The 14,843-nt window shown below is 72.1% G+C and carries 16 protein-coding genes; 11 read left to right on the forward strand and 5 right to left on the reverse strand.

The features are described 5' to 3' along the window. Nucleotides 1-910: 910 nt before the first annotated feature. On the reverse strand, nucleotides 911-2,140 hold the full coding sequence (locus ACFFRH_RS25700; protein WP_344745778.1) for a low temperature requirement protein A: 1,230 nt from the start codon (nucleotides 2,138-2,140) through the stop codon (nucleotides 911-913). Nucleotides 2,141-2,394: 254 nt separating this feature from the next. Between ACFFRH_RS25700 and ACFFRH_RS25705 the strand changes: the two genes are divergently transcribed. The 3 genes from ACFFRH_RS25705 (at nucleotide 2,395) to ACFFRH_RS25715 (ending at nucleotide 4,583) form a co-directional block, all read left to right on the forward strand. After that, nucleotides 2,395-2,820 (forward strand): sigma factor, encoded by a 426-nt coding sequence (locus ACFFRH_RS25705; RefSeq protein WP_344745779.1) that lies wholly within the window; start codon nucleotides 2,395-2,397, stop codon nucleotides 2,818-2,820. Nucleotides 2,821-2,916: 96 nt separating this feature from the next. Then, complete coding sequence (locus ACFFRH_RS25710; protein WP_344745780.1) at nucleotides 2,917-3,801, forward strand: helix-turn-helix domain-containing protein; 885 nt, start codon at nucleotides 2,917-2,919, stop codon at nucleotides 3,799-3,801. After that, the gene (locus ACFFRH_RS25715) at nucleotides 3,798-4,583 is read left to right on the forward strand and encodes an SAM-dependent methyltransferase (protein ID WP_344745781.1); all 786 of its coding nucleotides are present in this window, start codon (nucleotides 3,798-3,800) and stop codon (nucleotides 4,581-4,583) included. Before ACFFRH_RS25710 ends, ACFFRH_RS25715 begins: the two co-directional genes overlap by 4 nt. Nucleotides 4,584-4,764: 181 nt before the next feature. On the opposite strand, the gene ACFFRH_RS25720 is transcribed toward ACFFRH_RS25715, so the two are convergent. Continuing rightward, entirely contained in the window at nucleotides 4,765-5,643 is an 879-nt protein-coding gene (locus ACFFRH_RS25720) for an LLM class F420-dependent oxidoreductase (protein WP_344745782.1), read from the reverse strand. A gap of 193 nt (nucleotides 5,644-5,836) precedes the next feature. Between ACFFRH_RS25720 and ACFFRH_RS25725 the strand changes: the two genes are divergently transcribed. The 7 genes from ACFFRH_RS25725 (at nucleotide 5,837) to ACFFRH_RS25755 (ending at nucleotide 10,509) form a co-directional block, all read left to right on the forward strand. Next, nucleotides 5,837-5,986, forward strand: a complete 150-nt coding sequence (locus tag ACFFRH_RS25725) for a hypothetical protein (RefSeq protein WP_386160123.1) — start codon at nucleotides 5,837-5,839, stop codon at nucleotides 5,984-5,986. Next, a complete protein-coding gene (locus tag ACFFRH_RS25730) occupies nucleotides 5,983-6,765 on the forward strand; it encodes an SGNH/GDSL hydrolase family protein (protein ID WP_386160125.1) in 783 nt (260 codons plus the stop codon). The genes ACFFRH_RS25725 and ACFFRH_RS25730 overlap by 4 nt, the downstream gene beginning before the upstream one ends. 296 nt (nucleotides 6,766-7,061) lie before the next feature. Continuing rightward, nucleotides 7,062-7,325 carry a malonate decarboxylase subunit alpha gene (locus tag ACFFRH_RS25735; protein WP_386160127.1) on the forward strand — a complete coding sequence of 88 codons (264 nt, stop codon included), beginning with the start codon at nucleotides 7,062-7,064 and terminating at the stop codon, nucleotides 7,323-7,325. Between the two features lie 37 nt (nucleotides 7,326-7,362). Beyond that, the gene (locus ACFFRH_RS25740; RefSeq protein WP_386160129.1) at nucleotides 7,363-7,515 is read left to right on the forward strand and encodes a hypothetical protein; all 153 of its coding nucleotides are present in this window, start codon (nucleotides 7,363-7,365) and stop codon (nucleotides 7,513-7,515) included. Then, nucleotides 7,506-8,120, forward strand: a complete 615-nt coding sequence (locus tag ACFFRH_RS25745) for a malonate decarboxylase holo-ACP synthase (RefSeq protein WP_386160131.1) — start codon at nucleotides 7,506-7,508, stop codon at nucleotides 8,118-8,120. The genes ACFFRH_RS25740 and ACFFRH_RS25745 overlap by 10 nt, the downstream gene beginning before the upstream one ends. 187 nt (nucleotides 8,121-8,307) lie before the next feature. Next, nucleotides 8,308-9,282, forward strand: coding sequence for an alpha/beta hydrolase (locus tag ACFFRH_RS25750; protein ID WP_386160133.1), 975 nt, complete (start codon nucleotides 8,308-8,310; stop codon nucleotides 9,280-9,282). Nucleotides 9,283-9,546: 264 nt separating this feature from the next. Next, nucleotides 9,547-10,509 (forward strand): epimerase, encoded by a 963-nt coding sequence (locus tag ACFFRH_RS25755; RefSeq protein ID WP_386160135.1) that lies wholly within the window; start codon nucleotides 9,547-9,549, stop codon nucleotides 10,507-10,509. 21 nt (nucleotides 10,510-10,530) lie between these two features. Here the strand turns inward: ACFFRH_RS25755 and ACFFRH_RS25760 are convergent, their stop codons facing one another. Together ACFFRH_RS25760 and ACFFRH_RS25765 are read right to left on the reverse strand one after the other, a co-directional pair. Beyond that, a complete protein-coding gene (locus ACFFRH_RS25760) occupies nucleotides 10,531-11,067 on the reverse strand; it encodes a dihydrofolate reductase family protein (protein WP_386160137.1) in 537 nt (178 codons plus the stop codon). A 270-nt stretch (nucleotides 11,068-11,337) separates the two neighbouring features. After that, nucleotides 11,338-12,150, reverse strand: coding sequence for an aminoglycoside 3'-phosphotransferase (locus ACFFRH_RS25765; RefSeq protein ID WP_386160139.1), 813 nt, complete (start codon nucleotides 12,148-12,150; stop codon nucleotides 11,338-11,340). Nucleotides 12,151-12,476: 326 nt separating this feature from the next. Here ACFFRH_RS25765 and ACFFRH_RS25770 point away from each other — a divergent pair, with 326 nt between their 5' ends. Then, the gene (locus ACFFRH_RS25770; RefSeq protein WP_386160141.1) at nucleotides 12,477-13,055 is read left to right on the forward strand and encodes a DsbA family protein; all 579 of its coding nucleotides are present in this window, start codon (nucleotides 12,477-12,479) and stop codon (nucleotides 13,053-13,055) included. A gap of 286 nt (nucleotides 13,056-13,341) precedes the next feature. On the opposite strand, the gene ACFFRH_RS25775 is transcribed toward ACFFRH_RS25770, so the two are convergent. Next, a complete protein-coding gene (locus ACFFRH_RS25775) occupies nucleotides 13,342-14,454 on the reverse strand; it encodes a serine hydrolase domain-containing protein (RefSeq protein ID WP_386160143.1) in 1,113 nt (370 codons plus the stop codon). Between the last annotated feature and the right edge of the window lie 389 nt (nucleotides 14,455-14,843).

Here is a 14,843-nt window from a genome sequence, read left to right on the forward strand (position 1 = left end):
ACCTGGGAGAAACCCATCGTGATCTTGCCGTCGTCGGCGACCTTGCCGGTGTCGGTGGAGGCACCCGGGGTGCTGGAGCCACCGCAACCCGTCATCGCCGTGGCGATGACGCCCGCCAGGACGAATGCTGAGACTTTTCGGAACATGGGGGGTGTCCTTTATGTGAGCGTTAACATTTTGAACCGGAAGACCATGAATGGTGCTGGTCGTCCGAATTGACGGCTACCTCGGCTGAGTGCCGTTCACCCGCAGGGTGATCGAGGGCGCGCACGAGATGTTCACATGACGCGCCCGCCGCGTGAACCCGCCACGGCAGCACGTCGGCACCGCGTCGCTTCGCGGCTCCGCGGTTTCCGGACGCCCGTTCTGCGCGCGCCCGGAGGCTTGTTGAGCATCCAGGAGACCGTCCGGCGCGACACGCTCGCCGACCCGGACGCCTCGGCAGCCACCGGCGGGTGGAGCCCCACACTTGTCTGCACGGCCGCTCCTCATCTTGCGTTGGACAAGACTGTGAACGCTAACAACCATGCCGTCAAGCGATCGCCTTATTACGGTCTAATCACACCGGAAACGTGAAGCCGTGAGCCTCCGTGATCCTCGTGGCCGCAGGCGGTGGCCGGGCGGGCGCTTTCGGCGAGGTCACGCCCCTGAAAGCGCGCGGCGTTCGGGCGAGGTCACGCCCCCCCGAGAGCACGCCGCGTTCGGGCGAGGTCACGCTTCTGAGGGCACGCGGCAGCGGCACCCGGCGGACCCAGGCGACGGGGGACGGGGGCGGGGGACGGCGGCTCCGGGCCCGGCGCGCGCCGCCCGGATTCCAGTCCCGCCCCGCTTCCGGCGCCATGCCCCGAGGCGGCGGACCCTGACGCGGTGTCCGGCGGGGCGGGCGACACCACCACCGGCTTCGGCCGGATCACCCAGGGGCTTCCTCCATGGATCGGTCTTCCTCACCGGACCCGGGAACGATGGTGACGGCGATCAGCAGGACGCAGACGGTCGCGATCGCCGCGACCACGGCGGACACCCCGGTCCACGGCGCCGCGGACGGCAGCAGCAGGACGGCGGTGACGCAGCCCAGGAGCACGGCGGGGCGGATGACGGGCTCCGCCAGGATGGGGGCGTGGACCAGCCAGAGCAGCGCGAGGAACACCGCGACCGGGATCGCGACGGCGTAGCAGACCGCCAGGGGGGACGCCGCGAGGGCGTGCCCGCTCTGCTCGACCGCGACCTCCAGCCCGGCGCCGAGGGCCGCCAGGGCCGCGAAGATGCCATAGTGGCCGTATCCCCACAGGTAGGAGCGATGGCGACGGTCGATGAGGCCCTCGCCGACGGGCGCGAGGAAGTACAGCCACCACAGGGCGAACAGCAGGACGAGCCCGGACACCGCGACGACGACGAGGGAACCGCTGAGCTCGGCCGCCTCCAGCACCCCCTTGACTCCCGTGGTCGCGGCGAGGACGCTCTCACCGAGCAGGATGATCGTGAACAGGCCGTAGCGCTCGGCGATGTGGTGCGGATGCCAGGTGGTGGCCCCGGCCCGCTCCGCCCACCGTGGCACGGCGAGCTCCAGCACGACCAGGCCGGCGAAGAACGGCAGCAGGGTGGACGACGGCAGGACGCCCGCCTGCGAGAGGAGGAGGCGGAGCACCCAGCCCACCTGCACGACGGCGATGCCCGCGGCGTAGCGCAGCGCGGTACGGCGGCCCGGCGCGTCCTCGGCCCCGGCCCGCAGCCACTGGGCGACGAGCCCGATCCTCATGATGAGGTAGCCCAGCGTGACGGCGCGGTAGTCGGAGTCGTCGGCCGCCGCCGGCACACCTGCGGCGAGGACCAGCACACCGGCCATCTGCACCATGGTCAGCAGCCGGTAGGCGACGTCGTCGGTGTCGTACGAGGAGGCGAACCAGGTGAAGTTCATCCACGCCCACCAGATCGCGAAGAAGACCTGGAGGAAGGGGACGAGCCCGGCCGGGCCGTGACCGTCGGCGACGGTGTGCGCGAACCGGGCGGTGACGGCAGCGATCGCGACCACGAAGGTAAGGTCGAACAGGAGTTCGAGAGGACTGGAGGCGCGGTGCGGCTCGTCGGTCGGACGCGCCCTCATCCGGACCCGGATCGGGCTGCTGGTACTCGCTGGTGTCAAGGTCTCGCTCCTGTCGCTTCATGACTCCGTCCTGCGGGAAGACAGGACAGCCTCTCGATCCGTGACGCCGGTGCCGGAGATCCGCCGCCGGGGCCCCAAGGACCGGGATCGCCGGGCCGGGCGGTTCCGGACGGACGGCTCCCTCCCGGACGCCCCGGAGGCCCGGGACGCCCGTCACGGGAAGCCCGCGGCCGGGGAGCGCCGGCCCGGGACGCGGGGCCACCGATAGGGTGCGAACAGAGGTTAAAGGGGCGATGACCGTGGCCGATACCACGCCGGCGAACGAATCCGGCGGATCGGAAGATCTCGAACGGGCCGCGGCGGTCTTCGCAGACTCGCGGCCCCGCCTGTTCGGGATCGCGCACCGGATGCCGGGCAGCGCCGTCGAGGCCGAGGACCTGGTGCAGGAGGTCTGGCTGCGCCGGCAGACCTGTGACCGCGGCGCGGCGATCAGCCCGGCCGCGTTCCTGGCGACGGTGACCGCGCGGCTCCATCAACGCCGTCCAGTCCGCATCACCGCGGCGTCCACCGCGGGCCGACCCGCCGCGGGGCGCCGCTCCGCCGCCCTGTCGAGGTGCGGGCGGGCCTTGGCCGGACGCGCCTCCCGCAAGTTTTGTGATCTTGAAATTTCGTGGAGCGGTATTCGAAATCCCTGGACACCAGAAGAAAATAAGCAATAGCCTCGATTTCTCTTTCCAGGTGATCTTGCCGTGGCAAGTCGAGGGAGCGGGGGGTTCCCACTGATCGTCCGGCGGGCGGAGACACGCGGAGGGGATGTGAGCGCTCAAGCCGAGGTCGGCGACATGGCGCGCCAGATCGTCGGTGCCCGGCTGCGGCAGCTCCGGCTCCAGTGCAACCTGACCGCCGCCGAGGCGGGCAAGGCCATCCGGGCCAGCGAGTCGAAGATCAGCCGGATGGAGACCGGGCAGCGGGGCTTCCGCCGGGACGATCTACGCGACCTCTTCACCCTGTACGGCGTCAGGGACCCGTACCAGCAGGAGATGCTGCTGTCCGTGGCGTTCGGCGAACGCACGCCGGGCTGGTGGGACAGCAAGGAGCTCCCGCTGGACGCGGCGGTGGTGATGCGCCTGGAACAGACCGCGGACCTCATCCGCACCTACCAGCCGTTCGTCATCCCGCCGCTGCTGCAGACCCCGGAGTACGCGGCGGCCATCTACCGGATGAGCCGTTACCCGGCCCCGCCCCTCCACGTCGAGAGAAGCGTGGAGCAGCTGCTGCGCCGCCAGAGGGTGCTCGCCGGCGCCGACCGGCCCGTGCTGTGGGCCGTGATCGAGGAGCCCGTGCTGTGGCGGCCGATCGCGGGGGTCGACGCGCACATCCGCCAGCTCATCGCGCTGACCGCCTCGGCCCAGATGAAGGGCATCAGCATCCAGGTGAATCCGATGGGCTCACGGTTCGTCCCCGGGTACGGGCCTTTCACGATCTTCCGCCGCGGTTACGGCCGGCCCCAGATGATCGCCGTACACGGGGAGAAGGACGAGGTCGCCGAACGGTCCCTCCGGGAGGAGCACGCCATCACGTTCGACCGGCTCTCGGTCGCGGCCCGCGAGAGTGGTGACACGACAGCGCTCCTGATGAGGATCTGTGACCGCATTCACGTCATGGACGACCCCACACCTCCACCGAAAGGCGCCCAGTGACCCATCACAGTGACGCATCGCAGGCGAGTGCGGCCCGTATGTATGACGTCATGCTCGGCGGCGAGGAGAACTTCGCGGCGGACCGGGAGGCCGTCAAGATGCTGGTGGCCCATTTCCCGACGGTCCCCGACGCGTGCCGGGCCAACCGCGGGTTCCTGCTGCGGTCCGCCAGGGTCATGGCCGACGCCGGTATCGACCAGTTCCTGGACATCGGCTGCGGCCTGCCCACTCCCCCGAACCTCCACCAGGTCGTGCGGAGGGTCCACCCGGACGCCCGCGTGGTGTACGTCGACAACGACCAGACGGTCGTCACGCACAACCAGTCGACCGTGGACCACTCCGGCGTGCTCACGATCCACGGGGACCTGCGCAGGCCGCAGGAGATCCTCGACCATCCCCGGGTGCGGGCCACGCTCGACTTCACCCGGCCGGTCGGCGTGTTCACCGTCGCGGTGTGGCACTTCGTCACCGGGGACACCGCGCACGACCTCATGGCCCGGCTGCGTGACGCCCTCGCGCCGGGCAGCTACCTGGGGCTGACCCACGCCTGTTCCGACACGATGCCGGAGGACGAGGCGACCGCCGGGCTGGCGGTATACGGGCAGACCCGCAACCCGGTACAGCTCCGCACCATGCGCGAGGTCGGCGAGCTGTTCGAGGGGTTCGAGCTCCTCGAACCGGGACTGGTCCTGGCGGCGGACTGGCGTCCCGTCGACGACGACCCGTTCCCCGAGCGCGCGTTCGAGGTCGTCGCCGGTCTCGGCAGGATCCCATCGCGCTGAACCACCCGTGGACGCAGACCGGATCCCGCCACGCCGAACCGCCCATGGACGAGGCTCCGGGTCCCACCGCGCCGAACCGCCCGCAGGCGAAGGGCGGGTCCAGCCACGCTGACCACCCGCGGGCGAGGCTCCGGGTTCCGCCACGCCCAGCCACCCGCGGGCGAAGGGCGGGTCCCGCCGGTCAGGCGGTCCGGCCCTCACGCAACCCGAGCGTGTCGGCCACGGCCGCCAGCGCGGCCAGGTGCTCGTCGACCGAGCCCAGCCCCGCCTTCATGGTGTTGACGGCGAGGTGGGTGGCGCCGGCCTCCCGCCACCGGCGGACCTGGTCGCCCACCTCCTCCGCGTCGCCCATCCAGCCCGCCCGGCCCTCCATGCCGAGCGCCGACGGGTCGCGTCCCGCCTGTACGGCGGCCTCCTCGACCATCGCCCTGGCCTCGTCCAGCTTCGGACCGGGAGGCACCTGCGGGAACCAGCCGTCGGCCAGCCGCCCGACACGCCGGTACGCCGGGGGCGACTGCGCGCCGAACCAGAGCGGGATCGGCCGCTGCACCGGCAGCGGCGCCAGCCCCGCCCCGGTCACCCGGTCGAAGGTGCCCTCGAAGGTGACCGACCGCTCGGTCCACAGGCGGCGCATCAACTCCACCTGCTCCTCGACGCGCCTGCCCCGGGTGCCGAAGTCCTGGCCGAGGGCCTCGTACTCGACCTGGTTCCACCCCAGGCCCACGCCCAGCCGCAACCGGCCACCGGCGAGCAGATCGACCTCCGCCGCCTGCTTGGCGACCAGGACCGTCTGCCGCTGGGGCAGGATGACGATCGCGGTGACGAGCTCCAGCGAGGTCAGCGCGGCGAGATACCCGAAGAGGACCATCGGTTCATGGAAGGTCGCCTCTATGTCGTAGACGCCCTTCCAGCCCTGGTGGACCTCCGGGTCGGCACCGACGACGTGGTCGTAGGCCATCAGATGCCGGAACCCGAGCTCCTCGGCCCCCTGCGCGTAGGCGCGCACCGCGCCCGCGTCCGCGCCGATCTCGGTCTGCGGAAAGACGACACCGATCTGCATCCATGGCTCCCGTCAACGGTCAGGCGAACTCACCGACCATCATTCCGCGCCCGGCATCGCTCAACCGCGCGCGACACCGTGGCGGCCCGTCCGGAGGGAAAGATCTACGGCTGGAGCGACGCCCGTCTCGGTACGATCGGCCGGTCGTCCCCTGGCCCGGGACCAGGCCGCCGCCGCTTCTAGGATGAGCCGCATGGAAATCCTCGAACTCGACCGGCGGGTGAGTGACCCCCTGAGGAAGGTCGCCGCCACCGCCACTGTCAGCGCCACCGTCACCGGTGGCGCACCGGTCTGCCGGCGGCCGGTCACCCGCCCCGGACGCGACCCGCGGTGGACCCCGTGACGGACTTCGGCTTCGTCGCGCTCGGCGACAGCTTCACCGAAGGGGTCGGCGACCCGCTTCCCGACGGCACGTTCCGCGGCTGGGCGGATCTCGTGGCGGCGGACCTCGACGCGCCGGGCTTCGGCTACGCGAACCTGGCCATCCGGGGGCGCAGGTTCGACGACGTCGTCGCGCAGCAGGTCGAGGTGGCGATCGCGATGAGCCCGTCACTTGTCAGCATCGCCGCGGGCGGCAACGACGCGCTGTGGCGCGGCTTCGACCTGACCACGATGCGCGACCGCTTCGACCAGGTGGTCGCCCGCCTGCGCGCGTCGGGCGCGGACGTGCTGCTCTTCACCTTCCCCGACCTGAGCGTCCGGCTCCCGCTGCCCCACGTGCTGCGGCCTCGCATCGTCGCGATGAACGACCTGGTCACGGAGGTTGCCGAGCGGCACGGGGCCTACCTGGTCGACCTGTTCGGCGACCGGGCGTTCGACGACCACGGGCTGTGGAGCTCCGACCGCCTGCACCTCAACCCGCTGGGCCACCGCCGGGTCGCCGACCAGGTCCTGGCCGCGCTCGGCCGCGCCGCCGCCCCTGCCCCGCCCCCTCCGGGCCCGCCCGTGACCAGGCCGCCGCTGCTCGCCGACCTCCGCTGGGCCTCGGCGCACCTCACCCCCTGGCTGCGCCGCCGCCTGACGGGCCGTTCCTCGGGTGACGGGGTCCTGCCCAAGCGTCCCGTCCTGACGGGCGGATTCGAGCCGCCGTCCAGCCCTCCCCCGGACCTGCGGCCCGGCTGAGCGGCCCGCCGAGGTCCGCACGACCGGGCGGGGACCGGAGCTGTCGCCCCCTGCTTCGCCGGGAGGCTTTCGTTCTCCCGGGAGGGCCTCCCGGGAGAACGAAAGCCTCCCGGGAGGCCCTCCCGCTCGGCTCTTCGGGAGGTTCTCCCGCCCGGCTTGGACGCCGCGTACCCCTTCCCCCGCATCCGCTCCCCGCAGCGGCGAAGAAAGCCGAACCCCGATCACCGGCTGTGACGTTTTAACGTGATTTGAGTTAATTCTTATCTTTTGCGAGGTATTAGCCCCAAGGACATTAATTGGGGGGCAGGCGATGGCACTCACGAAGGTGGTACCCCGTCGGCCGCGACATCACCGAGCGGCGGGTGGAGGAACCGCGCCGCGACGGCCTGGTGGCACTGCCGGAGGACCTCGAGGTGAACGTCCGCGGGGCGGACCGCTCCCTGCCGACGGCCCGCGGCATCGAGGATCTCATCGCCTGGTCCGGGGACCCGCACGACCCGCCCGTCCACCTCTACGACACCCCGGCCTCCCTGACGGACGTGTGGTCCGGGGACCTGTAGGACCCGCCCGTCCGGTTCCGGACCTGGTGATCCGCCGATGACCGTCATCGGTGGCGCGCCCGCGACAGGGGAACGGACACCGGGCCCCTCCCCCATCCTGTCCCCCATCCTGCTCGCCGACCCGGCCGTCCGGCGAACCCGGGCGGCCTCCCGCCGTGTCCGCGACGCGCTCGCCGCCCGATGGCGGTGACCACGCGCCCGCACGACCTGCTGCGGCTCTCCGGAGCCGCGGCACTCGGGGACACGCCCCCGGGGTGGGTGTCCGCGTCGATCGCCGCCTGCCCCTGGGGGGTCGTACGGCGGGCACCGCATCCGCCCGGCCTCGTCCCGGTCGGCATCCGCGGGCCCGAGCGGTGGCAGCGCCACGCCGCCCTCGTTCCCCGGGACGCGGTCACCCGTTCCGTACCGCCCGAGGAGCTGAGGGAGCGGAGGCCCTGGCTCCCCCTGCTCGCCGTCACCCTCTCCGCCGTCACCCTCCTGCTCGCCGCCGAGCTGGAGGCCGACGCCGCCTGGGGCCCGATCGGCGGGGTCGGTTTCGAACTGGCCACCGGGAAGCCCGCCACCCACCCCGGAAGCGACCTGGACCTGCTGATCCGGGCACCGCGCAGGATCGACCGGCCCCTGGTCACCCGGCTGGCGGCCGTTTTCGCCGCCCTGCCCGGCAAGGTCGACTGCCAGCTGGAGACACCGTCCGGCGGGGTCGGCCTCACCGAGTGGGCACGCACCGGCGGCCCCGTCATGGCCCGTACCGAGCACGGCCCACGCCTGGTGGACGACCCGTGGGCCCCCGCATGAGCGTCGCGTTCCTCTACCCCGGCCAGGGCACCCAGCGGCCCGGGATGCTCCACGACCTGCCCGGCCATCCGGCCGTCACCACGACCCGCGCCGAGGCCGGTTCCCCGGCGGGGCCGGAAGATGGCACGGGGACGCCGGACCGCTCGCCGGAACCTGAGGATCACTCATCACAGCGAGGGGGAGGAAGATGAAATCCGCACGCACCCGTCGGCGGTTCAGGGGGATCGCGCCCGCGGTGGCACTCGCCGTCGTCACCGCGTCCGCGATGGCGTCGCCGGCGACCGGCGCTCAGACGGCCACGACGACCACCGCGACCGCCGCGACCACGGCGACCACCGCGACCGCAACGACCATGGCGGCTACGACGGCTACGACGGCCGCAGCGACCGCAACGGCCACGGCGGCGCTCGCGACCGAGCCCTTGCCCTGCCCGTCACAGGGACGCGCCAAGCCCACCGTCGTCATGGTGCACGGCGCCTGGGCCGGCACCTCCAGCTGGGGCGGCGAGGTGGACGCCCTGCACCGGGCGGGTTACGTCGCGCGGGCCATCGCCAACCCGCTCCGGGGCCTCACCGACGACGCCGCGTCCGTCGCCGACTTCCTGCGAACCGTCTCCGGCCCGATCGTGCTCGTCGGGCACTCCTACGGAGGCTCGGTGATCACGAACGCCGCGGCGGACGTGCCGAACGTCAAGGCCCTGGTGTACGTCGACGCGGCGGCGCCCGACGCCGGGGAGACCACCGGCGGGCTCAGCGGCCGAGGCTCCGCCCTCTCCGCGGATCCCGCCTCCCTCTACGAGAGGGTGCCCTACCCGGGGGCGCCCCGGGGAGCGACGGACCTGTACCTCAAGCGGGACACCTTCGTCCGCTCGTTCGCCTCGGACCTGCCCCGGGACACCGCCGTACGCCTGTGGGCCTCCCAGCGGCCCGCCTCGACCAGCGCGTTCTCGACGCCGTCGAAGGCCGCGGCGTGGAAGACGATCCCCTCCTGGTATCTCATCAGCACCGGTGACCGGATCATCACCCCGTCCTCGCAGCGGTTCATGGCCTACCGGGCGCGCTCGAAGGTCACCGAGTTCCCCGGCGGCTCGCACCTGACCCTGATATCGCACCCGGAGGCGGTGACGGCGGTGATCGGGTCCGCGATCTGCTCCGTCAGCTAGGAGTACCGGGTCATGACGTCCGCACACGACCGGGCGGCGGCGCGGCCCCGATCCGGTGGATCACCACCACCGTCGGGGAACCGCCGGAGGTGGTCTGGGGATGACCTGGAGGATTACCTGGGGACGAACCGCACCGGGACCGGCGCGCCCGGCTTCCCCGCCTCGCACACCGCTCGTGACCCGTGGGCGGACGCGTGACCGTTTCGGCCGTGTGTAAAGCTGGCAGCGGTCGACGCGTCCAGAGCGGCCGGAAACGGGAGCACGGTGAAAATCGTCATACCTGGTGGCACCGGACATCTAGGACTCCTGCTCGCCGGCGTCCTCGGGCACGCGGGCCACGAGGTGGTCGTCGTCAGCCGCCGCGCGGGCACCCGGGTGCCCGGTGCTCGTACGGTGCCCTGGGACGGGCGGAGCACCGGGGATTGGGCGGCCGAGGTCGACGGCGCCGACGCGGTGATCAATCTGGCCGGGCGCAGCGTGAACTGCCGGTACACCGAGTCCAACCTGCGGGAGATGATGGCCTCGCGGGTGGACTCCGCCACCGCCGTGGGGACGGCGATCGCCGCGGCGGCCAGACCCCCGCGGGTGTGGCTGCAGATGAGCACCGCCACGATCTACGCGCACAGCCACGACCGGGCCAACGACGAGGCGACGGGGGTCATCGGCGGCACCGAGGACGGCGTACCGGCGTACTGGGCCTTCAGCGTCGACATCGCGCGGCAGTGGGAACGCGCGCTGTCCGAGGCGCAGGCCCCGGACACCCGCAGGGTCGCGCTGCGCACGAGCATCGTGATGGCACCCGGCCGGGGCGGAGCGTTCGACCAGCTGTGGCGGATGACCAGATGGGGCCTCGGCGGACCGGTCGCCGGTGGCCGGCAGTACATGTCCTGGATCCACGACCGCGACTTCGTCCGGGCGGTCGAGTTCCTGCTGGCCCATGACGAGCTCGCGGGACCGGTCAACCTCGCCTCGCCCGGCCCGCTGCCGTACCGCGCGTTCATGGCGGACCTGCGCGACGCGGCGGGCGTGCGGGTGGGGCTGCCCGCCACGCGATGGATGGCCGAGCTCGGCGCGTTCGTGCTGCGCGGCGACACCGAACTGCTGCTGAAGAGCCGCCGGGTCGTGCCGGGCCGGCTGCTCAGCGCGGGCTTCGTGTTCGACGTCCCCGGATGGCCGGAGGCCGCCCGTGACCTGGTGGCCCGCGCCCGCGCGGGCGAGGGCTCGTGAGCCCGCGCGGGAAGGTGGCGCTCAGGTGGCCGGACGGTAGTCCAGGACGATGGCGCCGGAGCTGAAGGCCGAGGTGCCGGCCAGCTTCCAGGAGGAGGTGGCGACTCCGTCGGGGAACAGCCGCTTGCCGGAGCCGACCACGACCGGGTGCAGGAAGAGCTTCAGCTCGTCGATGAGCGTGTGCTCGATCAGGTAGGCGACCAGCTCGCCGCTGCCGTAGATCAGCAGGTCCTGGCCTTCCTCGGCCTTGAGCTTGGCGACCTCCTCGGCGACGTCCCCCTCGATCACGGAGGCGTTCCACTCGGGGTCTCGCAGGGTGGTCGAGGCGACGTACTTGGGCAGGCTGTTCATCTGCTCCGCCCCCGGCGTGCCCTCCATCTTCGGCCAGGCCTGCGACATGCCGTCGTAGGTCTTGCGTCCCAGCAGCAGCGCCCGGCTGGCGTGCAGCTGGCCGCTCTGGAACCTGGCGTGCTCGTCGTTCCAGTACGGGCCGGTCCAGGCGGGCTGCTCCACGACGCCGTCCATCGAGATGTAGATGATTGCGACGACCTTGCTCATGTTCTGCTCCTCGGGGGTGGCGGCCCGTCCGGCCCGCTGTTTCGATGTGCCTTCAGCGTGGCGGAACCCGTTTACGGATTGTTTACGGCTTCCGCCCCCACCGGTTTGTTCACGGCTTCCGTCTTCTCGGTTGTTCACGGTTTCCGCCCCACCCCGTTGTTGACGGCTTCCGTCCCGCCGGCCGCGCGGCTCCGGCGATCCCGGCCCGCCCCGGGCGGCGGGGGCCTCGCGGGAGCGGTCGCCGTGCCGGGCACTCGCGGGGGCGACCGGTCAGGCCATGTCCCAGAGCAGGCGGTAGTAGGCGAGGCGCTCCTGGTCGGGGACGATCCCGTACGCGTCGTACACGACGCCGTCGTATCCCGGGCCGTAGTCCCACTCCATGCTCCACGCCGCGACCGCGAGGTCCGCCCACCGGTCGGCCACCCCGAGCGAGCCCAGGTCGACGTGCGCGGCGAACGTGCCGTCGTCGTGCAGCAGGGTGTTGGGGGCGCACGCGTCACCGTGACAGACGACGAGGCGGTCGACGGCGGGCGGCTCCCCGATGCGGGCCCGCGCCTCCGCGAGTCCCAGGTGCCGGTGCTCGGGGAACCGGTCGTCCGGCCCCTCGCCGCCGGCGATGCGTTCGTCGGCGCGGACGAGCCGCCGATCGACGCTCCAGTCGTACGGGCACAGGTCCACGGGCAGGGCGTCGTGGAGCAGGCGCAGCCCGTGGCCGATCGCTGCCGCTGCGGTCGCCGGGTCGGCGCTCAACCGGGGATCCACCGCCGAGCGGCCGGGAACCGCCTCCGTGACCAGCCACGCGCCCTCGGCGTCCGTGCCGTGCTCGATGACCCGCGGGACGGTCACCCATCGCCGCGCCCAGGTCAGGCGCTCCGCCTCGCCGGGGAGGTCGATCTCCGGGGTACCGGTGGGCACCCATTTGGCGTATCTGGTGGCACCGTGCCCGCCTTCGAGGCGGAACGTCAGGCCGCCGAGCTCGTTGCGCCACACCGGGGTGACGGTGTCGCCGCCGGCGAGCGCGGCGACGACGGCGGGGACGGCCACGGGGCCTGTCGGGATCTCGGAGATGACGGGACGGCTCATGGAAACCTGATCCTTCCGGGAGGGCGGTGCCGGTGACAAATGGGTTTCCGAGCCGGAGGGCCCGCGTGGGGTTTCGAACCGGAGAGCGCGCGTGGGGTTCCGAGGCGGAGGGCACGCGCGGATTTTTCCAGGCCGGTGCGGCCCGGGTGAGGCCCCGAGCCGGAGAGGGCCTGCGCAACGGCCGGTGCCGGGAGCACCGCGAGGCCTGATCCGTGATCCCGGCTTTGACCTGTTCTTAGGCTGCGGCACCCGGGGGTGGGTAGGAACAGGGGAGTTCTCGGGCGCACGGGTCCGGGTCTCTCCCCGAACATCGCGAGGAGGACCTCATGAGCGCGCGACCACAGCGGGCGACGGCGCCCGTCCGGGTGCCGGCCGGCGCCTCCGCCGGCGGGGACGGCATCGTCGTCGGTACGGGCCCGGTCACCGTCGACGTCTACGTCGACTTCCTGTGCCCGTTCTGCAAGTCGTTCGAGCGGACGTCCGGGCCGGCGCTGAACGGGATGGTGAAGGACCGGGCGATCAGCCTGATCTGTCATCCAGTGGGCTTTCTGGACAGGCTGTCGACCAACCAGTACTCCTCCCGCGCTTCGGCGGCCTCCGCCTGCGCCTCGGACGGCGGGAGGTTCGTCGAGTACGCCCGCGCGCTCTTCGCCGGCCAGCCTCCCGAGGGAGGACCGGGACTCACCGACGACGAGCTGATCGAGCTCGGCGGCCCGGCCGGGCTCACCGGCCCGGCGTTCGGCGAGTGCGTACGCGCGGGCGCCTACCTCGACTGGACCGCCTACGTGACGCGGAAGGCCGTCGAGCGGGGGGTGAGCGCCACGCCGACCGTCCTCGTCGAGGGCGTGTCCGTGCGGACGGACCCCCAGGCGATCGTGGCCGCCGTGGCCGCCGCCGCCCCCTGACCCGCCCGGGCCGGGGTGGCCCCCACCCCGGCCTCGGATCCCCTCGCCCGCCTCACCCCCGTCTCCTGACTCCCTGCTCCCTAGTGCAACGTTCCTCATAGCCGGTAGACGAACGTGCGGCGCAGGGTGCGGGGCACATAGTTCTCGCTGCTGCGGACGCGCTGCGTGCCATGGAGGCCGACCTGGTCAAGCGGTGGAGCGGGTCGTGGCGCTTTCCCGGACCTGGCCGACGAGTTCGCGTTGGTGCTGCGCAACGTCTATCAGGCTGGGCGCGCCGAGTGGGGCTTCAAGCCGTCGGGCAGAGGACGGCTTCGACGGTTTTGATCATCGTGGGGACGATGGCGTTATCGTCGGCGGTGCTGCGCGTGACGGAGATGGCGAACTGCTGCCGGCCGTCGGCCGAGGCGAAGGTCAGTGTGGCGAGGCCGGGCGCCGAACCGCCGAGCATCTGGCCTTTCAGCTTTCCTGCGCACAGGCCCGTGCCCTGCCGCACGCTGCCACCGGTGAGGACCTCCTGCAGCGACGGCGGCAGCAGCCTGCCCTGGTCGAAGGCCCGCCGAAAGGCGCTGACGTCCCGCGTAGTCGAGACGACGCCGCCGGCGCCGTTGCCCCAGCTGGCGTTGAAGCGGTGCACGTCGCGCAGGGTGCCGGTGGAGTCGGGGTAGTAGCCGTGCCCGTGCGTGCCCTTGATGCCTTCTGGGGGCTTGGTGGCCTGGTAGGTCTCGGTCATGCCGAGCGGGCGGAAGAGACGCCGGTCGAGTTCGCGGGCCAGGGTTTGCCTGGTCACCTTCTCGATGATCATGCCGATGAGGGTGTAGTTGGTGTTGGAGTAGGTGTAGGTCTCGCCCGGCTCGCCGGTGCGCGGCCGGCCCCGCGTCATCTTCACGATGTCGATGGGCCGGTAGTAGGTGGTGAAGTCGAAGACGTCGAACGCCGGAGCGGTCGAGCCGCTCCGGTGGAACCAGTCGGGAATACCGGAGGTGTGCTGGACCAGCTGCCGAACGGTGATCTCGTCGGCCCGTTCCACCAGCCCGCCGACGGCCACCTCGGGCAGCAGTTCGGCGAGCTTGTCCTCCAGGCCGAGCCTGCTCTCCCCGACGAGTTGGAGGAGCACGGTGGCCACCATCGTCTTGGATTGCGAGCCGATACGGAAGCGGGAGGACGCCGGGATGGTCCCGCCCTCGCCGTTGAGCAGCCGCGTCCCGGCGGTGCCCCGGCCGGCGAGCTTGCCGTCCACGTACGCACCGCCAATGGCGCCCACGACGCCGGGCGTCGCGGCCAGGGCCTCCATGGCCTGCTGGACGTCGCCGATCGCGGTGGCGCCGTCGGCCATCGCGGGCAAGGTGGTGGCCAGCAGCAGGCCTACCGCAGTCGCGGCGGCAACAGACAGGCGTTTCACGACAAAAGCTCCTTCGAAAGGGACGGAAGGGCAAGAAAGGCGCGGCGGTTCGTGTGATGACCTGCCGTGCCGGCTCGCTGATGGACGTCACAGAGATGTCGCCGTGGGACACGCCGCCGGACTGGGAGGCCGGCGCGGGCGGGGTGGGTGGGTGGGTGGGTGGCGCACCGTCCCGCTGGGCGCGCGAGGGCGGGCAGGTCGGCGGCGGCGCGGAAAGACCCCCATGATGCGGATCGGCGAAGGGCAAGCAGAGGCTGGGGGTGAGGTCGACCCCGGAGCCGGACGGTCGAGTGGCGTACGGGCACACAACCGTCGGGCCGGCCCTCGCCTGCGTCTCACCCAGCCGGAACAGCCCGTCCTCGCAGGCTGAGCCGCTCGTTGCAGGCGGA

Source organism: Streptosporangium vulgare (assembly GCF_042428775.1).
GTDB classification, from domain to species: domain Bacteria; phylum Actinomycetota; class Actinomycetes; order Streptosporangiales; family Streptosporangiaceae; genus Streptosporangium; species Streptosporangium vulgare.

Coding starts and splice junctions, on each gene's coding strand:
- ACFFRH_RS25705 (WP_344745779.1), top strand. CDS start 2,395: ATGACCGTGGCCGATACCACGCCGGCGAACGAATCCGGCGGATCGGAA.
- ACFFRH_RS25720 (WP_344745782.1), bottom strand. CDS start 5,643: ATGCAGATCGGTGTCGTCTTTCCGCAGACCGAGATCGGCGCGGACGCG.
- ACFFRH_RS25725 (WP_386160123.1), top strand. CDS start 5,837: ATGGAAATCCTCGAACTCGACCGGCGGGTGAGTGACCCCCTGAGGAAG.
- ACFFRH_RS25740 (WP_386160129.1), top strand. CDS start 7,363: ATGACCGTCATCGGTGGCGCGCCCGCGACAGGGGAACGGACACCGGGC.
- ACFFRH_RS25745 (WP_386160131.1), top strand. CDS start 7,506: ATGGCGGTGACCACGCGCCCGCACGACCTGCTGCGGCTCTCCGGAGCC.
- ACFFRH_RS25750 (WP_386160133.1), top strand. CDS start 8,308: ATGAAATCCGCACGCACCCGTCGGCGGTTCAGGGGGATCGCGCCCGCG.
- ACFFRH_RS25760 (WP_386160137.1), bottom strand. CDS start 11,067: ATGAGCAAGGTCGTCGCAATCATCTACATCTCGATGGACGGCGTCGTG.
- ACFFRH_RS25765 (WP_386160139.1), bottom strand. CDS start 12,150: ATGAGCCGTCCCGTCATCTCCGAGATCCCGACAGGCCCCGTGGCCGTC.
- ACFFRH_RS25770 (WP_386160141.1), top strand. CDS start 12,477: ATGAGCGCGCGACCACAGCGGGCGACGGCGCCCGTCCGGGTGCCGGCC.